Below are 20129 nucleotides of genomic sequence, written 5' to 3' on the forward strand. Positions count from 1 at the left end.
TATAATCAAAGCGACGGTTCAGGGTTTTAGTATAACTTTGGTACATTCGTCTTCATGATCGTTGAAAATGCGGTATGCATCGCTTGCATTCTCCAGTGAAATCCGATGGGAGATGATCTCCGTTGGATCAAATTCACCAGCAGTGATTTTGCGGAACAATTCAGGCATGTAATGTATAACAGGAGCTTGTCCCATTTTAAGATTGATATTGCGTTCAAACAAATTACCTAACGGAAACATGTTGTAGGAAGAGCCATATACACCCGTAAGTTGGAGTGTACCGAATTTGCGGATCGCTTTCATGCCGATTTCGATCGCACTCAGTGAACCGCCATGAAGTTTCAGCTTCTGTCCGATCTCCTCCAGCGTGGTTTTTTTACCATCCATACCTACACAGTCGATAACAACGTCGGTTCCGCCTTGTGTAATCTCACGAATGTGCTCACCCATATCATCGTAATCTTCGAAATTAAAGATCTCTGCATCGTTCAAACGTTTGGCTTTCTCCAGTCGATAGGGCAGGCGATCCACAGCAATAACACGTTTGGCACCTTTCATCCAGGCGAACTTCTGCGTCATCAGCCCAATGGGTCCACTACCGAGTACAGTGACCGTATCTCCCGGTTTAACTCCGGCATTCTCCACGCTCCAATATGCGGTTGGAAGAACATCGGACAGGAATAATAAAGCTTCATCTTCCAGTTCACAGGATTCAGGAATCACAAACGGAGTGAAGTTCCCGTAGGGAACACGCAATAATTCTGCCTGACCTCCGGGGTGGTTTCCGTAACGTTCGGTGAATCCAAAATATCCACCTGTATGAATATCCGGATTGCCATTGGAATTATCGCACTGGCTCTCCATGTCATGATTGCAATAGAAGCATTCACCACAAGCGATGTTAAAAGGCAGGACCACACGGTCCCCCTTCTTCACACGTGTCACTTCTGGACCTACTTCTTCTACAATGCCCATCGGTTCATGACCGATAACATAATCTTTGGCAGCAGGCAAGGCTCCCTGATAAATATGCAAATCGGATCCACATATAGCTGTGGAAGTAATACGAACGATAATGTCATCCTTCTGTTGCAGTTTGGGATCTTCAACTTCTTTGACTTGAATGTCCTTGATTCCCTGATACGTAACGGCTCTCATCTTTCATATTCCTCCTTATATAGTGGGATTCTCTGACAATTACCCCATTTCAGCTTAAATGATAGATATACATACTAAATTAAACGACAGGCCATTTTACTTTACGCAAGGCATCGAGCAACTCAGGCGGCGCATTCAGATTGTCACGGACCAGATCCCGCGGGGTTAACGCCATCCACTGATTCAGCGATACATCCTCGAATCGATCACTTCGGAATATCTCCAAAAACCATAAAGTGTCTGTGCCGGTATTTTGTATATAGTGTCCCATTGCGACAGGAACATATCCGACATCTCCAGCCCGATAGTCAAATGTGCGAGCAATGCCATTGCCTCCAAAGACAGTCATTCTCCCTTGTCCTGTCAGATAGTATTGCCATTCATCTGCATTGGGATGCCAGTGCAGTTCACGCATGGCGCCAGGTCGGATCTCAACGAGTGCGGCTGCAACGGTAGTTGAGATGGGGAAGTTGGTGGAGTCGACAATCCGGACGCTTCCGCCGGGGGTAATGAGTGGTTCCTGGGCCAGCAATCGGTGTTTGAATGTGAGAGGAACGGTACCATATGGCGACTGAACTTCTTGGCTCTCGATGGAACCCGGGACGGTATCTTGGAAAATGTAGACCTGTTCCTTCGGTATTGACTGAAAAGCGGATTCGGGCACGCCGAAATTGACAGACAATACCTCTGGTGGGGTATGGGCAAACCAATCAGATATCGATAACGTATTCAGATCGGAGAAGGACCCGTCATCAAACACAAGCAGAAATTCACAACCATCCTCCAGTCCCTGAATGGAATGGGGTAGACCCTTGGGGAAAAACCAAAGATCGCCAGGCCCGACATCCGCAATAAAATTACGTCCATTCTGATCTACCGAAGTAATTCTTGCCGTTCCCCAGATCATATAGGCCCACTCGGATTGTTGATGCCAGTGCAATTCCCTTACACCTCCCGGTGTCAGGCTCATGTTCACACCGGCCAGTGTAGTGGCAATAGGGAGATCCCGTACGGTGATTTCACGTGACCAACCCCCATGGTTCAATTGCATATGTGTATCGGAAAAGGACATTCTCAGATTGGGCAATAACCCGTTATCGGTTGCCGGAGGTACCAGCATATCGGGGTTTTGTATATCTCTCATGACGTCTCTGGGTCCCAGATCAGGTCCACCAGCGCCATCACTGCGAATGGGTTGCGGGATAATAAATGGTTTTTCGTTAGGTTGCTGTCCTTTGGTCATTGAGTGATCCCTCCAGATTCAATAACATGTCACGCGCGACATTGTATCGTTATGTTTACACCTATGAATCAGGGCCTGGATAATATGAGGGACAAACGACAAAAAAAGACGTGACCGCATGTGGTCACGTCTTTATTCCAGACTACATTGTACGAAAACGCTGCTCGTAGATCTCGTTTACCCGCTTTAAAACAGCAGGGCCTTGCTCTGTGAAACGAAGCACTGCCGCTTTATTTTTAACCAGGAATGCACCGGATTCGTGTCTGGTTGGGGATAAGGCCGCATTGTAGAGCAGCGAAGCGCCATGGCTTGGATGAGGAAAGAACCATTTCATGATAGGTTTGATATAGAAGGGCAGGCCGGATGTTTTGTTGCCCCTTAGCGTATTATTTCCACCGGGATCTACGCTTAGTAATTGCATGCCATCCGCATTGGCAGACTTGGCAACCTCGCGTGTCCATAGGGATAAGCCGAGCTTCGAGGTGGCATAAGGACCAAACAGCTTTTTGAATTCGGCTGGACGTTCCAGAATGTTCATATCAAATTGTCTGACCATATTGAACGAGGTGGTGGAAGTATTAATAACTGTTTTCATCTGTCCTTTGAGCAATAGCTCAACTAATTCCATGTAGATGATGTAAGGGACTACCGTCTGAAGTTCAAAGTGTAGTTCATGCCCCTGATCAGAGAAACGAAGTTCGGCAGCGCTGCCTCCGGCATTGTTAAACAAGACATCAATTGAATCGGTATCGGATTTAATCTGATCCAGTGCAGTTCTCAAACTGTCGTAGTTGGTCAGATTAGCCTGAACCCAACGGAGCTGGCCTGTACGTAAGGCGTTCTGAATATCGTTATCCTCGGATGGGAAAGCAGAGCGGTTGAGACCGATTACCTGCCATCCTTCAGCCAGTAACTGGCGTGTCAGTTCAAGACCAATTCCTGACGTTGACCCTGTGATGAGAGCTGTGCGAAGTTGATTTTGTATATTCATATATACCTCCAGAAGAATGGGATTACAGAACGAATCTGTATGCTGCGCTCATTCTATAACTTGGAGTCGACTCCAAGTCAAGGGGTGTTGGGATGGAATGGATCATGCTTGACTTGGAGTCAGCTCCAAGTTGTAATATGGAGAGAAATGAATGTGGAGGAGGCCCATATGATGAGTGAGAATGAAGTGTTCTCCATTAAAGAAACGTCAGAACAGGCCGGATTATCAGAAGATACAATTCGTTATTATGAGAAGATTGGGCTGCTTCCCCGAGCGGAACGCAAGGCCAATCGCCATCGGGTATATCGCTCGGAGGATATCCATACGATGAAGTTGATCACTTGCCTGAAAAAAACAGGAATGTCTCTGGAGGAAATGAAGCCTTATTTACAAATGTCCATGGATTCCGATCTCTCAGATTTCCCGGATGAATGGGAGATGCTGGTGAATCACCGGAAGAAAGTTGAAGCACAGATTGCTTCGCTACAGCAGGTGGTTGATTTTATCGACGAGAAGTTGGAGAAACGAAGTATGTATCCTGATGAATGTCCTATTACCGGGGAGAACCAGATGTCTGTTTTTGAAAAACAGAACCTATTCTCTTGATGGCACTGCTGCCTATATGAATCCGAAAACCCACGTCATGATGACGCGGGTCTTTTTGTTGTTTCTAGTTTTTAATATCGAGTGTAAGACGAAGTCGTTTGATATCGCTTTTGGGAGGGAGACCATACATGCGTGCATACTCCCGGCTGAATTGAGACGGACTTTCATAGCCAACCTGGAACGCAGCGTCGGCGGCATCGGTTGAACCTGCTAGCAGCATTCGCCGGGCTTCATGCAATCGAATTTGTTTCTGGAATTGCAAAGGGCTCATGGCAGTAATCGCTTTGAAATGATGATGTAATGAGGAAGAACTCATGTTGATCATGGCAGCAAGTTGTTCAATCCGAAGTGGCTTAGCGTAATCAGATTGGATGACTTCGATCACCTCGGCGATGTGTTGTGCATGACTGTCCTGAATAGCAAACTGCTTGATGGAATGTCCATGTTCATCCTGGATAATACGATATAGAATTTCGCGGATAAACAGAGGGGCAAGGACAGGAATGTCTTCAGGTGTATCCAGCAGCCGAACCAATCGGATCACGGCTTCAAGAAGGGAAGGTTTGGTTGAGCTAACAAACAATCCTCTTTGTGTTGTATGGTCAGGTTTGGGTTGTGCAGAAGGCGTATCCTGAATCAGATCGAAAATCTGCCCTGAATCAAAATCCAGTCGAATACATAGATAGGGATGTTCGGTTGTAGCCTTTATAACCTGCCCTGAAATAGGCAAGTTTACGGAAGCTACCAAATATTGTGACAGGTCGTAGGTGTAGCTCTCGCGGCCGAGTATAACTAATTTGGAACCTTGGGCGACAATGCAGAGGGAAGGCTGATAAACGGAATATATGGGTTGTGAGATCTCGGAGGCACGGATTAAGGCAAGGGATGGAATTGCTGTTGGATGTATCCCGTCACTTGGGGTGAAATGCTCAATAAGTTGAGCCAATTGTTGCTGCTGCTCCGTGATGCTCGTATCCGTTTCATTTGTTTTGATAAGCATGAATTGCAGCCCCCCTTGTAAACCACGATTACTATTATTTTAAAATGCTCTGGAGGAATAGGCAAGAATATTGCGGGATTTTTCTATCGTACAACGACTGATCCTCTACATAATGGAGATAAGCAATGGAATCTTTTTGAAGCAGAGAGGAGTGAGAGACAATGGAGCTCAGTTCAATGGGCGACCAACAAGAACCAAAACACCCGTATGTGGGAAACATATAGAATACGTGGATGATACGGGATTTACAGCGGATGGAGACTTCAGGGACGGCGTTTTGTACCATGCAGGCATGGTTTTGTATCGAGAAAATGTACAATAACAACCAAATAAGGAGCGATTTAATATGTCCAATGTAAAAGGGAAAGTTGTTGTCATTACCGGTGCGAGTAGTGGAATTGGTGAGTCAACAGCTCGATTGCTTGCACAGCATGGAGCACATGTAGTTATTGGAGCTAGACGTAAGGAACGTTTGGAGGCATTGGCCTCCGCCATTCGTTTGGAGGGCGGATCGGTGGAGTATCATTCACTGGATGTTACCAGATTGGAAGAGATGCAAACCATCGTTGACCACGCTCAAACTCGCTATGGACGTATCGATGTTATTTTAAATAACGCTGGAGTTATGCCGCTATCTCCCCTTGAATCGTTAAAAGTAGATGAGTGGAATCGCATGATAGATGTTAACATTCGTGGTGTTCTGCATGGCATTGCGGCTGGACTGCCCGTCATGAAAAAGCAGGGTTTCGGCCAGTTTATTAATATCGCCTCTATTGGAGCCTATGCTGTGTCACCAACGGCAGCGGTGTATTGTGCAACCAAATACGCGGTCCGCGCCATTTCGGAGGGGTTGCGACAGGAAGTAGGCGGAGATATCCGTGTAACCCTTGTATCACCGGGCGTGACGGAATCGGAACTCGCGGATACGATTTCTGATGAAGAAGCACGTGATCTCATGAAAGAGTATCGGCGCATATCGATTCCCGCCTCGGCAATTGCGCAAAGTATCTTGTATGCCATTAGCCAGCCGGCAGAGGTGGACGTAAATGAGATTGTAGTTAGACCGACAGCAAGCATGGCTTAAGTTCGGATCCTCTTTTGGTATATAATAGATTCAATTGATACGAAAAGAGGAATAGTGCAGTGACATTACAACAACTAAAATATGTGATCGAAGTTGCCACGCGCGGTTCCATGAATGAAGCAGCCAAAAGGTTGTTTATCTCGCAACCCAGCCTTTCGAATGCCATTCGGGATCTGGAGCAGGAGTTGCGAATTACTATTTTTGAACGTACCAATAAGGGAATATCTCTGTCTAAAGAAGGCGTTGAGTTTCTGAGTTATGCACGTCAGGTGGTAGAACAAGCTGAATTGCTGGAGAATCGTTATCTGAACGCCAAGCCATCCCCGCAGCACTTCTCTGTATCGACGCAGCATTATGCGTTTGCAGTGAATGCCTTTGTTCGTCTGGTACAGCAGTATGGTCAGGATGAATACGAGTTGGCGCTTCGGGAGACAAAGACCTACGAGATTATTCAGGACGTGAAAAGCCTGCGTAGTGAAATTGGCATTCTGTATTTGAATGAGTTCAATGCCAAGGTGATTAACAAATTGTTAAAAGATGCGGGATTGGTTTTCACGAGTTTGTTTACAGCCAAGCCCCATATCTTTATCAGTGTGAAGAACCCGCTGGCGAAACAAGAGTCGGTTGCAATCGAGCAACTGCAAGATTATCCGTACTTGTCATTTGATCAGGGAGAGTACAATTCCTTTCACTTTTCCGAAGAGATCCTAAGTACGTTATCTCACCCCAAAAGCATACAGGTCAATGACCGCGCAACATTGTTTAACCTGTTGATTGGTCTGAATGGTTATACGATCTCTACAGGTGTACTTAGCGCTGATCTGAACGGAGACGAGATCATTCCTGTACCGCTGGAATGTGAGGAATCCATTAATGTAGGGTGGATAAGCCACAAGAGCACTTCTCTCTCTAATCTGGGTGTAGCATATGTCCAGGCTCTGCATGAGGCCATAGGGTCTTAGAAGTGTTAAATGGTTCATCAAAAGGCCGTTTCCGAATGAGTCGGAACGGTTTTTTGTTGTACTATGATCTTTAAAGTATAGGGTGGTATGTTGTCATCCCGTGTAATAGAATGAAGGTATATGTCGAATGTGTGCAATAGATTGAAGGGAGAACGGTTAGTGAGAGTTCTGTATCGGAATAAAAGTGAACAGCATGAGCTGACGGTATATGATACCAAAAAGCTTTATGGAGAGAAGGGCCAGTTTCGTGTATTAGAATTCTCCAACGCAGCTGTGCAGGGAGCCATGGATCTGGATGAGCCTAACCGGATGGTGTTGGAGTATCCGAGAGCGATGGTGCATCTAATGGAACGGAATGATCCTGAGTTTGATACCGTATTTGTGGTGGGACATGGTATTGGCACATTGCCAACCTACTTGTCTGATCGTCAGGTAAAAGTGGCTGAGCTTGACGCAGAGGTCGTGGAGTTGAGCCGGACCTTTTTTGGATATGAGGGAAGCCCTGTGCTCATTGGGGATGGTCGTGAAATATTAGGTCAGGAACCTGCTGCGACATATGATTATATTATTATTGATGCCTTTACGGCAACGGGTACACCCGAGCAGTTTATATCCAGTGATTTTTTTGCCATGGTCAAGGACAAGCTGGACTCGGACGGAGCTGTGATCCTTAATGTGTTCGGGCGTGCGGGCAATGATCGGCTTGTCAATGCGATCTATACGACACTTCAGGCAGAGTTTGCCTATACACGTGCATTCGCATTACCTACAGAAACAGCGGATGAAGTTCAAAATCGCATTTTAATGGGTAGTCATCACCCGATCGAATTTCAGGTTCGTCAGATGGCAGGGTTTGTTGAACAAGAGCCAGAAGAAGGATATATCATTGTCGATTAGGGCGATCCTGAACAGTGATTCTTCCAGGGAAAGTAAAATGTCATTAAATCGTCAATCTTACGATGTAATTGTTAAGATTTCTCAGTCTCTTTATTTGATCTTAACAACTTTCGTATAAGATAGAAGGAATATGCTTTTTCATGAAAATCCGGGGGAAGTAAACGATGATTGCACAGATCAAGAGATCTAGAAGATTACGAAGAAAAATAAAAAACATCAAGAAGATCAGCCTCACGGCTTTACTCGGCGGGTTGGTCACTATTTCAGTTTTAATGACATTGACCCTCATGGTCATCTCATCTTATACATCTCAGAAACAGTCACTCATTGATAACACCCTGTCCCTAAACTATGCAAGCGCTGTGCAAATGAGCCAAACGCTGGATTCGCTTTTTTATTCCATGCAGGAGAGCTTGAAATATGCAGCCACATATTTCCCGGATATGGATCACTCCAATACAAAAGAGTTGAATTCCACATTGGATTTGGTTCGCAATAGCAGTAATTTTTTCAATTCCGTTTCTTTGGTAGATAAAGCGGGAGTAATCAGGTCTACCTCACCGTACTCACAGGCTAGTGTAGGTCACCATGTTAGTTCCAATGCAGCAAAAGAAGCGGTTAAATTGAGGGCTTCGTATATCTCCGAAGCGTACCAGACACCCAGAACCAAACGCAGAATTGTATTTGTCAGTGAACCGATCTTTGATTCGGCAGGGGAGTACCAAGGAACGATTGGTGGAAATATCTTTTTGCAGGAAAATAATATATTGAGTCTGTCTTTTGGCAGTCAGCTCAAGACAAGTAATGGGTCCTACTTTTTTATTGTGGATAAGAAGGGCACTTTGTTATTTCACCCAAACACCAACCGAATTGGTGAAAATGTCAGTAAAAATGAAGTGGTGCAAAAGCTGCTAGTAAACAAGCACGGTAAAGAACAATACAAAAACCTGGCAGGTGTGGATTCGCTTGCAGGTTATTACAAAGTTCCATCAACAGATTGGGGCGTCGTAATCGTGTCTCCAACCCAAACGGTGTACGATCAGTTGAATCATCATATCCGTATGTTGTTGCTGTACACCTCAGTGCCTTTCCTGATCCTGACCCTTATTGTGGTTCGGGTGGCACGCAAGCTGGCCAGTCCTTTTGCTATGCTGGCTGATTTGGTGAATCAGGTCGATAAGGGACAAGTGGATCTGCCTGTGATGAAACCTCACTGGAATAGAGAGGCAGACCTTCTAACAAGAGCAGTTGTTGGCGCATTGGCGAACTTTAGGAAACAGACAAACCAGCTTGTCTATGATGCCAGAACCGATGTTTTAACAGGCATGAACAATCGCAGAACCTTCGAAGAAGTCATTCAGGAATGGATTCAGGATGAGGCGCCATTCTCCATTATTGTTCTGGATATCGACCGCTTCAAGTCCATTAATGATACATTCGGGCATCATGCTGGGGATGAAGTATTAAAACACATTGCCAATATCATTCAATTGTCTGTTCGACCAGAAGATGTCTGCGCCAGGTTTGGTGGAGAGGAATTTGTAGTCTTGTTAAGAAATTCCGAGTCTAACGTCGCTTTTGAGATTGCTGAACGTATCCGAATAACGGTCGAAGAAAGCGTATTGCCTATAGATCGTTCCGTGACCATCTCGGCTGGAATTGCTGAATATCCGAAGCACTCCACAACATCCACAGAACTGTTTCACTTGGCGGATAATGCACTGTATCAAGCGAAGGAAGAGGGACGTAACCGTACGGTTACGATCCAATCGGTTATTAAATAAGTGAGCAAAGAAGCTGTTCCCTAAAAACCAGGGACAGCTTCTTTTGTGTACTATACCTCTTGTGAGGATCTGGCCAGAACCTCATTTGTATACGTTTCTCCCCAATCTCGCATGCTGAAGATAATCGGCCTTAACGTTTCACCGAATGGTGTGAGGGAATACTCCACTTTAGGTGGGATCTGGGGGTATATTTCACGATGAACAATTCCGCTACCTTCCAACTCTCGAAGTTGCAGGGTGAGCATACGCTGGGTAATGTCAGGAAACAATTTTCGGATCTCGTTAAATCTCAAAGGACCAGAGAATAAATGATACAAAATGGCACCTTTCCATTTGCCTCCGATCACACTGAGGGTAACTTCCACGGAACAGCCGTATGGCGCGGGACATAGCTTGGTCGCGTCCTTTTTCATTATAAGTACACCTCCACTTTACGGTGATTTTCTATAGTATCTATTTGGGTGGTTATATTACATAACGTACGTATAGTTCATGAAAGAGCATATCACTTATGATGCAGATTATAAACCCTAATTATAGTCGAAGGCAGATGTGTTGATGTCTATAAGATAAAAAAAGAGCCCGGGTTTCAGGCTCTTCGCTGGATGTATAAAATATGATGATGAGCGTATATACGCTACTTCAGTGACGATAGAATGGAGTCACATAGAGCCATCGTTGCAATATTATCCCTGGCGCTGGAATGTGGGACAGTCTGATTCTGGCAACACGCGATGAAGTGCGCCATTTCACCAACAAACCCGCGTAGATAAAGGTCCCGATAAGCTCCGGACATGGGAGATCCGGAAGGTGTAAATACAGTATCTTGCTCCTCGAGAGATTTCCAAGGAAGGCTGGTCGAGCTTCGGGATTGATGAACAGTAAGTGTGTTGATCTCTTCAGCTGACGCAAATCCGTTGTCAAAGGTGACGAGTACACTTTCACTTTCCCGTGACCAAGCACTCATGCCGGTAAAATAAGCGCTACCTACTACGCTATTCTCAAATACAAGGGAAATACTTTGATTAATGTGTTCCCCGTCCTTCACGGTTGTGCCTGTAACTCGTATTGCTTCTCCGAATAAGTAACGCATCAGATCGACCATATGAATGGCAGCGAGCTTCATGAACTGTTCCTCATCCTTGCAAAATGGGGTACTGTCTACAGCAAATTTCATCTGGAATGAACGTACCTTACCTAGCGAACCACTATCAATTAGCTCCTTCAGCTTCATGTATATGGGGGCATAACGTTTCATAAAACCGACCATGACAACGACGCCAGCCTGCTCGGCAGCTTCTGCTACAGTGGCGGCTTCCGCTGCGTTCCATCCGAGCGGCTTATCCACGTATACATTCTTGCCAGCCCGAATGCATTCGAGAACAAGAGCGGTCTGATCAACAGGCTGGGCGACCACAACGACTCCGTCACAGAGTTCCTGCTGCAACATAAGCTGAGCATTGTCATACGCTTGTCCGTTGCTGCCAAATCGCAGCAGAGTTGCTTCAGAGCGTTCCATACTGCGTGTGGCAATGGCCTGGATCTGCGCTCCGGCTTCAACAACAGAAGGGTAAATATTCGTGGATGCATGAAACCCGGCACCGATAAAGCACAGATGGGTTGTTTTCAAGGTGGATCTCTCCTTCATTTTTGCATTCTTATGGATGGTATATTTGTTGTTTAATGCTACGATAGGGTGTTTGAAGTTGAGAAAAAAGGACATATGTCCTTTTCGTGAATGAATAAAAAAAGAAGTTGCATTTTTATTTTGGAGCATGTATACTCTGAATTACGGTAAAACAAGGAATTGTTTCACCGGAACGCTTTTCATCGATGGATGAGGAGATACATATTATGCGGTCGTGGCGGAATTGGCAGACGCGCACGGTTCAGGTCCGTGTGGGCTAACCCCCGTGGAGGTTCGAGTCCTCTCGACCGCATCTAACAAAAAAAGGTTCGTGAGTTGCTCTAGGGCAATTCACGAACCTTTTTTTGTTTTGTGGATCATTCGTGTGAAGCCTACATTTTGCTACCAGCATGCTAATGCTAATGTTGCCGCTGGCGCAGAATGACTGCCGTGATGATCCCGGCAATGGCTCCTGCAATACCAAATAGCGTTACACTGGCAACCACTTCAACCGACTGGAGACGAAACAAAAAAGCGATACCGCTGCCAAAAGTGGTTCCAGCGAGAAATCCGAGCGAAATTCCTAATTCTTTCGTTAATTTCATTGCTTCACCTACTTGGAAATGTGAGATATGGATTTGCAAATATTGGGTACAGGCAGTAAAGTGTGATCAGGAAAATCATCACATTTTATTTCCTTTTTTATCTTGTGGTTTTAACCCGTTAATTATGCATGATATCTCATATGGGAGGGTAAGAGCGAATGAATATGAACGAACGAATTGCAGCATGGAATGAGGAAGCACAACAGTGTGCTTGCGGTCATCAACACCGAGTGGTGGATATGCTGATACATCTGGAAGCTGGGGCCATTCAGAGGTTACCGGGTTATTTGTCTGAGCAAGGATATCGTCAAGTGACGGTTGTTTATGATCGACATACGTTTCGGGCCGCCGGATCTGATGTGCTGAGTAGTATTCGCGAAGCGGGAATGCATGTGGATGAGATCGCTCTACCGGAGAATCGCACGGGGGATATCATTGCGGATGAAGCAGCTATTGTGCAGGTTATGTTGGGTGTGAGACTCGAAAGTCAGGCTGTAATTGCGGTGGGTTCAGGTACCATTCATGATCTGGTGAGATTTGTTTGTTCCAAAATGAATAAGCCCTTTCTGTCGATACCGACAGCGGCTTCAGTAGATGGCTTTACCTCTGCTGGTGCACCCTTAATTGTAAGCGGAATCAAACAGACATTTCAGGCTGTTCCGCCTGAAGCCATTTTTGCCGATATGAATATCCTGGAGCAAGCTCCCCAAGTGATGACGGCTGCCGGATTCGGAGATATGCTTGGCAAATATACTTCCCTTGCAGATTGGATTGTTTCTCGTGATCTGGGCGGGGAACCGTTCTGTCCGGTTGCTTATCGGATGACAGAAGAAGCGCTGAATACCTGCATAGATCATGTACAAGCGATTGCGGAGGGGCGAGCAGAGGGAGTAGCTGTATTAATGGACGCCTTAATTGTTTCCGGTATCTCCATGCTGATCATTGACCATTCCCGTTCGGCATCCGGAGGTGAGCATCATCTGTCCCATATTTTGGAGATGGATCTGATGCAAGCGGGAGAAAGGACGGTTCTGCATGGTGCCAAAGTTGGCGTAGCTTGTGCATTGCTTACGGTGAAATATAAAGAACTTGCACAGACATCGGGTGAACCGGTGTTTGGGATATATGATCAATTGCCGGAGGCTTCTCAGCTCATCGCATGGTTGGAACAAGTAGGTGGCCCTGTGACTACTGAGCAACTCGGTGTAACCCCGGAGATGGTGGAACATGCATTCAACACAGCGCATACGCTTCGTCCTCGATATACCGGATTGAGATATATTAATGAAGTGTTAAACACGAGATTAGGATGACCTTTTAGAGAGAATGATCATGATGAAATGCATTAACTTCACTTGTAGCGGGCTGTGATGGCTCTCCTTGGGAGCAAAAGACGAAAAAGGGTAGGTTATCTGACATTTCTGATGGAATAGCCAGAACAGTGCTTCAAGTCCGAGAGAGAAGGCATGCATTTTATTTTAAAAAAGGCTCTGGCCTCCCTATGGGGAGATCAGAGCCTTTGGCTGTTCGCTTATTTAGTTGTTGCGACGATCTTTCAAGATGACATCTGCGAACAAAATAGTTTTCGGGATACGGAAAAATTGCTCCGCTTGTTCCTGAAATGCAGCAGAAGGCAGTGTTCCCTGATGCAGCCATTTGCGGAAAGTGCCGGGATGAACCCCGATCCAGTGGCTGACATCTGTCACCGACAGATCATGGACCATACACAAGCCTGTCAAAATACGGTTACTAACCGGAGAACGGGTCACCGTACGCTTCATGAAGCGAGATGACTCGGGTTGACATATGACAGGGCTATTACGCACAACTTCTTCATTGAAGAGAATATGACGCGGGTAGCCGAGTAATTGGCAAGTCTTGTCCAAATTGGTACTGCCGGGTATCCGTCCTTCATATACCCACGCACTGACACTGCGTGAAGAGATGGAGAGGTCTTCAGCAAGCTGGGACAACTTGATATCATTGGCCATCAGCACGGCAAGAAGAACACGATTGCGGATTTGACAGCGTGTCGGTTTTCGGAATCGTTTAACACGGACGCCTTTTCCCAAGTATTTACGGTTGATCAGAGACCACGCCTGGATGGAATGTTGTTCTGGTTGATTAGGCATATTTCCTCCGATTTTTTTTAACCAAATACTACAATAAACAACGGGGTACTTTCAAGTGCCGGGATTACCGGTTACAAATGCGTCAATGCGTCAATTCACGATAAAGAGGGAACTACGAACTAGACCATGCGCAATTCACATCCTAGTATATTCCTAGATTACAATGTTTCACTAAAAATGAGGGAAGAAAATGTACAGGAATAAAAATAATATAGTTCCAATTACTTATTACTAGGTCTAAAGAACTTTTATCTGTTTTTTGTTGATATGATGCGGTTTATTTCCCTGAATTCCCCAAAAGCATGTGATTTTCATTCCCCTGTTGCGAAGAGGATGTGCACAAATCTGAAATGATAAATCCGCATGTTCAGCATGACATGTGACCTGTCAAATCTCTTACTTTTACATATATTGTATGATACTCAAGTGTAAAGGAGAGGTGAGGAACGTGCATCTATCTGTGAATACCTTTGCTGTCATCTCGGGAGCATTTGTTACGTTTGCTTTTGGCGGATGGGATCAATTGCTGAGCCTGCTCGCGGTCGCGATGGCTGTGGATTATATAACAGGTTTGGCAGCGGCGGTAAGAACAGGTACCGGCTTGAATAGCAATATTGGATTCTGGGGGATTGCTCGCAAAGGGCTCATGCTGACGGTTGTTTTGCTTGCTCATCGAATTGATCTGATCATGGGAACCGATTTTATCAAAGGCGGAGCTATTTATTTCTATCTGGTGAATGAACTCATTTCGATTACAGAGAATTATGCCAAAATCGGTCTTCCATTGCCTGCAAAGCTCAGACAGGCCATTGCAGTGTTGAAGAAACAGGAGGATCAGGAGTATCTGACGAATCGTGAATGGTCCAAACCGCAGCAAACCCCGGACGACATCAAACAGCAGGCTGAAACAGGACAAACTTTGCAGGATGACTCCGCGAAACAGACGGAGGATGGATCGCAAAAGAAATCCGAATCGAAAGGAAACGGTTCGGATTAGTTTTTCTTAATCAAGAGAACGTTTCCAAGTATCCTTTCGTAATAGAGAACGTTATGATATATTTTGGATACATGAAAATTCATTCATTTCTACTATTATATTAAACGAGGTGTTTGCCCAGATGATAAAACATATTGTCCTGTTCAAAATGAAAGATCGCTCAGCAGAAAGTATTGAAGCTGCAGCTCAGGTGCTTCGCAATCTGGAAGGTAAAATTGATGTCCTGGTTTCACTTGAAATCGGGATTGATGTGCTTCGCTCGGAGAGATCGTTCGACATTTCACTCACAGCAGAGTTTGCATCACTGGAGGATCTCCAGGCGTATCAGGTACACCCGCTTCATCAGGAAGTTATCAAGTACATGAACGAAGTCAGAGAACAGTCAATTGCAGTGGACTACGAAATCTGATCTATCATTCAAACTACGTTGAGATAAAGGGGACTCTGCATGAGCGATTTAAGAGACGTTATGGAATTTCTATATATTTTTGTTGTGTTTCTAATCGCATGTCCTGTGATGATATTCTGGCTTAAGCGAAGAGGGAAACGGAACCGATAACTCACTGAACGGGAAGTGAACGAATGTATTATGTGAACAGAGAACAGATTGCCCGCCGGCTTGCTACTGTACCGGAAGTAGCTGAAGGGCTTCGCGGGGCAGCAGAAGCTTGGGATGGCAGTCTCATGCTGGGTATGGTACAGGAACGTTGTCTTCACCTGGCGATCGAGATTGTTACCGATGTGGGAAGTTATCTGATCGACGGCTTCATCATGAGAGATGCAAGCAGCTATGATGATATTATTCAGATTAATTATGAAGAAAAGGTTTTTGATAATCCGACCTATGAGATATTGCGTCAGCTTGTCACGTTACGCAAGCCACTGGTGCAGGATTATTACACTTGGGAGCGGTCTGAGCTCCATCCACTTAGCGTAGAGTTGCCGAGTATACTTGAACATTTTACTACTCAGGTTAGCGCCTACGTGGAAAAAGAACTTGGTCCTTTCAATACGGCACAAGCCGAGGGACAGCGTAAGGAATGAGGGAAATCGCATGACAAATGAATCAAAAGAATTCAATGAAGTAAATACTGAAAGTAACGAAACAAATGAAACACCTTCCGGATTCCATCCGGTGTATATGGTTGAACTTTTGTTCCGGGAACGTCCAGAGGTGGATCGCCTGCGTTTGCAGGAAGCTATGATCCGTCATACAGGACAAGTCCGACTGGATGTGAAACAAGAGAGCGGAGGGCAAAAGCATGAGATGCTTGTCTTCTATCATCTGGACCACAAGGTATCCTTCCAGGAAGGGGATATCCCTGCTCAGACTTGTATGCTTCCTGTGAATGAAATCGCAGATCGTGCTCGCTTTGGCGGTGCTCTGCAACAAGCATGGCATTGGCCGGATGCAGGACAAGCTGTGGAAGCTGCGCGTTACTCCATTCGGATACATGATATGTTCACGGCTGCCATGCCTCGTAAACAGCGCCTGGAGCTGTTTCAGAAGACTGTACTGGCAATCATGGAGAGTGTGACCTGTGACGCGCTGTATTGGTATGGCAGTGATAAGCTGGTTGAACCGGAAGCATATACGCAAGCTCAGGAACGTGAGGAACATCTGTATGCAGCCATGAATGTTCGAATGTATCAAGCCGGAGGTACAGAGGAACAGCGCGGGTTGGTCATGGATACCGTGGGATTATCTGCGCTGGGTGTACCTGATGTCCAGTGTCACTTCGTCGGTCTTGATCCCGATACGGTGGCTCAGACCTTACTGGGTGCAGCGTATTACATATTTGATCAGGGGGATGTTCTGCAAGATGGACAGACGCTGGGTTCTTCAGGTGGACGTCGCTGGCGTTGTGAACATCAGGCGGCATTGATTGCACCTGGACGATATGTCATTGATTTGGACCCGGGGGATGAGCATGCCGCGGCTGATCTCGAGCCGGCTCGTCAGAACTGAGTTTAAGCCAAGTCATTTGCATCCATTCAAAAAGGGCGTTCAGATTATTTTTAACATCTGGAGTGTCAAGTCAAGCCTGTGCTGCTTATAATGCATCAACAGAGTAGGCATTCGCCCGGATGGCTGAGCGACAGACCGTTGCTTCTAGTCCGGTACTTAAACAATAGTAAAGGGAGAGATGTGACGTGAAGGATTCTAACAAAAGTTTGTTGTGGGGAGCTCTTATTGGCTCCGTGGTTGGTTCAGTAACGGCATTATTGCTGGCACCAAAATCGGGCCGTGAACTTCGTCAGGATATTACAGAAGGTGCTCGTCAGGTATCGGAGAAAGGTCAGGAACTGGCTGGTATCGTGGGAGAACAAAGTTCACAGATCGTATCCAAAGTTAAAGAGACCGCAGATGTCGTGATTCAGGATATTCAATCCTGGCGCAATTGCGCTGAAGGGAAAGAAATTCGCATATCGGCAGCCATTGTGGATAATGATATCGATAAAACAGTGGATGAACCCGGAATTGACATCGTAGCGAAGCTTCCTGCGGATGAGTCCAAGGACGACAACTAAGCAAAGCTTGATAAGCAGGCTTTCCTCTAAATTAGAGGAGAGCCTGCTTTGTTGCGTGTCCACACATAGATGACGTAGCGCGTGGATTTAATTTGAACCCTGCGATGAAATCGGGTAAGATGTAGGTACCTTTTTGCCGGAATGTTCATACGGTAGGAAGAAAGCTCTGAGAAACAATCGTTTTGAGAACCAATTCAATGAAGAAGGAAGCGGTGTGTTCGTGCAGCAAGCAATCGCTATATTAGACTCCGGTGTGGGGGGATTGACCGTCGCCAAGGAAGTGATGCGTCAGCTCCCGCGGGAAAAGATCATTTATTTTGGGGATACTGCCCGGACACCGTACGGACCCCGTTCGTCCGAACAAGTAAAACAATTTACGGAACAAATCGTTGATTTCTTGATCCAATTCGATCCGAAGGTTATCGTTATCGCCTGTAACACAGCAACAGCAGCCGCGTTGGAGTATATCCGTGGCAAGGTGAATATGCCTGTCATTGGTGTTATACATCCAGGTGCGCGGGCCGCAATCACAGCGACACGTACAGGACGTATTGGTGTGATTGGTACCACAGGTACCATAGGTAGTGGGGCTTATACATCGGCACTCAAGCAGTTGTCCCCCTATATTGATGTGGTCAGTCAGGCTTGTCCGGCGCTGGTGCCGTTGGTGGAACAAGGTGAATTTCGTTCCGAGCACACGACACATACGGTGGAACAATCATTGGGCGAGATCAAACAACAGCCAATTGATTGTCTTATTCTGGGTTGTACGCATTATCCCTTTCTCATGGACACGATTCAGGAAGTTATGGGACAGGAAGTGAAGTTAATCAGTTCAGCAGATGAAACGGCACGTGAAATCAGTACGATTTTATATGATAAACGAAAGCTGGCCAGTGGGGATGAGACTCCGGTGCATCAATTTTTCTGCACGGGTGACCCGAGAATGTTCCAGAATATCACCCGTCGATGGTTGGGGGAGCAGATCTCCAAGACCCCTGTTGTCTGGCAAGTTACGCAATTATCATAGTTATACTCAAATTATGCATGAATAAGACTTTTAATTAATGTAATTTGGTTGTGGACTATCCCGGAACTGTGAAGTTCCGGGATTTTTTGTCGTCATTATGCATTAACCGGAGATAAACATGATTCTTGTCACATGACGGACAACCTGACCTGCATACATATGTTACAGACACGAAATTGGTCAGAACTGGACAGGAGACCTGTCTTTTCCTGTGGAAAGGAGAACAACATGGATCTGCAGTGGATTATCGTTCAGCGGGGAGATACATTGCCGCGAATTGCGTCAGCACACCATATGACCAAAGAGTTACTTGCTGCACTAAACCCGGAAGTGGCTTCCCAGCCATACTTGCTGGCAGGTCAGATGCTGCGTATTGTCCCCGGGACAGATCGCAGATACGCTGTACCGCCTGGAGAAAGTGTAGGGGAGATTGCAGGGAGATTTGGTCTGGACGAAGAGTTGTTGCGCCAGGCCAATCCTGAAATTACCAATATAACCGACTGGGTTGGTCGCTGTATTCATATTCCGGCTTCGAATGGAAAAACTATTGTAAAGATTCAGGGAGAGTATGGTTATCGAGAATTAATCAGGGATATAGACAAGCTGGAGAATCAATACCCGTTTATTGAAACGGGTTCAATCGGAACAAGTGTCATGGGCAAGTCGCTGCCTTATTTGCGTATTGGGCAAGGGGCGAGACATATCCATGTTAACGCTTCCGTTCATGCGAATGAGTGGTTGACAACAGCAGTTCTGATGAAGTTTATTGAAGAGTATGCCGAGGCGTATGGTGCGCATAGGGCATGGCATCAATACCAGACAGAACGCTGGATGCAAGAGACGACACTCTGGGCCGTGCCGATGGTTAATCCGGACGGGGTCGAACTGGTTCAGGAAGGTGTGGTCAATCAGCATCCACATGCACAGCAGTTGTTGGCCTGGAATGCCGACAGATCACATTTCACCCATTGGAAGGCCAACATCAGAGGGGTGGATCTGAATGATCAATTTCCAGCCCATTGGGATGAAGAGGCAGCGAGAAGAGGTATAACCTCACCGGGCCCCAGGGATTATGCGGGGACAGCGCCATTGACAGAACCGGAGGCACAGGCGCTTGCGCAGTGGACGCAGCAACATACATTTGATGCGGTTGTATCCCTGCATAGTCAGGGACAGGAGATCTATTGGAACTACCGTGACCTGGAACCCAGGGAGAGTGGACCGCTGTCGCGTAGACTCGCCAAAGCTTCCGGCTACAAGGCGGTGAAGCTCGGTGGCAGTGATGCCGGATACAAGGACTGGTTTATTCAAGATTTCGGTAGACCGGGCTTCACGGTAGAAGTTGGATTGGGTGTTAATCCGCTTCCCGTAGAACAGTTTGATGATATTTGTATAGAAGTGGGAATGTTGCTGGCTGAACTGTTATCCAATGGACAATGAGGCAAGACCCTGAATTATGATGGTGTGAAACTTAACAGTAG

General features: G+C 46.0%; 21 protein-coding genes, 1 tRNA gene and 1 pseudogene. 15 read left to right on the plus strand and 8 right to left on the minus strand.

Annotation, left to right across the window (positions count from 1 at the left end):
* Nucleotides 1–18: 18 nt before the first annotated feature.
* The 3 genes from MHI52_RS10245 to MHI52_RS10255 form a co-directional block, all read right to left on the minus strand.
* Nucleotides 19–1158 carry a zinc-dependent alcohol dehydrogenase gene (locus MHI52_RS10245; RefSeq protein WP_405158969.1) on the minus strand — a complete coding sequence of 380 codons (1140 nt, stop codon included), beginning with the start codon at nt 1156–1158 and terminating at the stop codon, nt 19–21.
* Between the two features lie 79 nt (nt 1159–1237).
* A complete protein-coding gene (locus MHI52_RS10250; RefSeq protein WP_405158970.1) occupies nt 1238–2401 on the minus strand; it encodes an oxalate decarboxylase family bicupin in 1164 nt (387 codons plus the stop codon).
* Between the two features lie 142 nt (nt 2402–2543).
* Nucleotides 2544–3392 carry an SDR family NAD(P)-dependent oxidoreductase gene (locus MHI52_RS10255; protein WP_405158971.1) on the minus strand — a complete coding sequence of 283 codons (849 nt, stop codon included), beginning with the start codon at nt 3390–3392 and terminating at the stop codon, nt 2544–2546.
* Nucleotides 3393–3560: 168 nt separating this feature from the next.
* Between MHI52_RS10255 and MHI52_RS10260 the strand changes: the two genes are divergently transcribed.
* Complete coding sequence (locus MHI52_RS10260; RefSeq protein WP_405158972.1) at nt 3561–3998, plus strand: MerR family transcriptional regulator; 438 nt, start codon at nt 3561–3563, stop codon at nt 3996–3998.
* Nucleotides 3999–4062: 64 nt separating this feature from the next.
* Here MHI52_RS10260 and MHI52_RS10265 read toward each other — a convergent pair whose 3' ends face one another.
* On the minus strand, nt 4063–4998 hold the full coding sequence (locus MHI52_RS10265) for an AraC family transcriptional regulator (RefSeq protein ID WP_340903465.1): 936 nt from the start codon (nt 4996–4998) through the stop codon (nt 4063–4065).
* A gap of 112 nt (nt 4999–5110) precedes the next feature.
* Here MHI52_RS10265 and MHI52_RS10270 point away from each other — a divergent pair, with 112 nt between their 5' ends.
* The 5 genes from MHI52_RS10270 to MHI52_RS10290 all read left to right on the plus strand — a co-directional run bounded on the left by MHI52_RS10270 (nt 5111) and on the right by MHI52_RS10290 (nt 9725).
* Nucleotides 5111–5320: an Atu4866 domain-containing protein gene (locus MHI52_RS10270; RefSeq protein WP_082219187.1), complete on the plus strand. Its 210-nt coding sequence runs from the start codon at nt 5111–5113 to the stop codon at nt 5318–5320.
* A 24-nt stretch (nt 5321–5344) separates the two neighbouring features.
* Nucleotides 5345–6082 carry an SDR family oxidoreductase gene (locus MHI52_RS10275; RefSeq protein ID WP_405158973.1) on the plus strand — a complete coding sequence of 246 codons (738 nt, stop codon included), beginning with the start codon at nt 5345–5347 and terminating at the stop codon, nt 6080–6082.
* A 59-nt stretch (nt 6083–6141) separates the two neighbouring features.
* Entirely contained in the window at nt 6142–7044 is a 903-nt protein-coding gene (locus tag MHI52_RS10280; RefSeq protein WP_017689438.1) for a LysR family transcriptional regulator, read from the plus strand.
* A gap of 159 nt (nt 7045–7203) precedes the next feature.
* Complete coding sequence (locus tag MHI52_RS10285; protein WP_405158974.1) at nt 7204–7941, plus strand: spermidine synthase; 738 nt, start codon at nt 7204–7206, stop codon at nt 7939–7941.
* Nucleotides 7942–8213: 272 nt separating this feature from the next.
* On the plus strand, nt 8214–9725 hold the full coding sequence (locus MHI52_RS10290) for a diguanylate cyclase (RefSeq protein ID WP_405158975.1): 1512 nt from the start codon (nt 8214–8216) through the stop codon (nt 9723–9725).
* A gap of 50 nt (nt 9726–9775) precedes the next feature.
* On the opposite strand, the gene MHI52_RS10295 is transcribed toward MHI52_RS10290, so the two are convergent.
* Together MHI52_RS10295 and MHI52_RS10300 are read right to left on the minus strand one after the other, a co-directional pair.
* A complete protein-coding gene (locus MHI52_RS10295) occupies nt 9776–10138 on the minus strand; it encodes a helix-turn-helix domain-containing protein (RefSeq protein ID WP_017689435.1) in 363 nt (120 codons plus the stop codon).
* Between the two features lie 224 nt (nt 10139–10362).
* On the minus strand, nt 10363–11355 hold the full coding sequence (locus MHI52_RS10300; protein ID WP_405158976.1) for a Gfo/Idh/MocA family protein: 993 nt from the start codon (nt 11353–11355) through the stop codon (nt 10363–10365).
* Between the two features lie 226 nt (nt 11356–11581).
* Here MHI52_RS10300 and MHI52_RS10305 point away from each other — a divergent pair.
* A tRNA-Leu gene (locus MHI52_RS10305) sits at nt 11582–11665 on the plus strand.
* A 106-nt stretch (nt 11666–11771) separates the two neighbouring features.
* Here MHI52_RS10305 and MHI52_RS10310 read toward each other — a convergent pair.
* Nucleotides 11772–11957, minus strand: coding sequence for a hypothetical protein (locus MHI52_RS10310; RefSeq protein WP_036609735.1), 186 nt, complete (start codon nt 11955–11957; stop codon nt 11772–11774).
* 158 nt (nt 11958–12115) lie between these two features.
* Here MHI52_RS10310 and MHI52_RS10315 point away from each other — a divergent pair, with 158 nt between their 5' ends.
* Nucleotides 12116–13270: a sn-glycerol-1-phosphate dehydrogenase gene (locus MHI52_RS10315; RefSeq protein ID WP_405158977.1), complete on the plus strand. Its 1155-nt coding sequence runs from the start codon at nt 12116–12118 to the stop codon at nt 13268–13270.
* A 222-nt stretch (nt 13271–13492) separates the two neighbouring features.
* Here the strand turns inward: MHI52_RS10315 and MHI52_RS10320 are convergent, their stop codons facing one another.
* On the minus strand, nt 13493–14089 hold the full coding sequence (locus MHI52_RS10320; RefSeq protein WP_017689431.1) for a helix-turn-helix transcriptional regulator: 597 nt from the start codon (nt 14087–14089) through the stop codon (nt 13493–13495).
* Nucleotides 14090–14537: 448 nt separating this feature from the next.
* Here MHI52_RS10320 and MHI52_RS10325 point away from each other — a divergent pair.
* The 7 genes and pseudogenes from MHI52_RS10325 to MHI52_RS10355 all read left to right on the plus strand — a co-directional run.
* A pseudogene (locus MHI52_RS10325) lies at nt 14538–14921 on the plus strand (holin family protein); the annotation flags it as partial.
* Between the two features lie 286 nt (nt 14922–15207).
* Nucleotides 15208–15495: a Dabb family protein gene (locus MHI52_RS10330; protein WP_017689429.1), complete on the plus strand. Its 288-nt coding sequence runs from the start codon at nt 15208–15210 to the stop codon at nt 15493–15495.
* A gap of 173 nt (nt 15496–15668) precedes the next feature.
* Complete coding sequence (locus MHI52_RS10335) at nt 15669–16130, plus strand: HepT-like ribonuclease domain-containing protein (protein WP_340903474.1); 462 nt, start codon at nt 15669–15671, stop codon at nt 16128–16130.
* 10 nt (nt 16131–16140) lie between these two features.
* Entirely contained in the window at nt 16141–17055 is a 915-nt protein-coding gene (locus MHI52_RS10340) for a DUF4261 domain-containing protein (protein ID WP_076249925.1), read from the plus strand.
* Between the two features lie 185 nt (nt 17056–17240).
* Nucleotides 17241–17618: a YtxH domain-containing protein gene (locus MHI52_RS10345; RefSeq protein WP_017689426.1), complete on the plus strand. Its 378-nt coding sequence runs from the start codon at nt 17241–17243 to the stop codon at nt 17616–17618.
* A 220-nt stretch (nt 17619–17838) separates the two neighbouring features.
* Nucleotides 17839–18648 (plus strand): glutamate racemase, encoded by an 810-nt coding sequence (gene racE / locus MHI52_RS10350; protein ID WP_076249991.1) that lies wholly within the window; start codon nt 17839–17841, stop codon nt 18646–18648.
* Nucleotides 18649–18876: 228 nt separating this feature from the next.
* Nucleotides 18877–20088, plus strand: coding sequence for a M14 family zinc carboxypeptidase (locus MHI52_RS10355; RefSeq protein WP_405158978.1), 1212 nt, complete (start codon nt 18877–18879; stop codon nt 20086–20088).
* Nucleotides 20089–20129: the final 41 nt, after the last annotated feature.

The sequence above is a fragment of the Paenibacillus sp. FSL H8-0283 genome (assembly GCF_045040675.1).
GTDB classification, from domain to species: Bacteria; Bacillota; Bacilli; order Paenibacillales; family Paenibacillaceae; genus Paenibacillus; species Paenibacillus amylolyticus.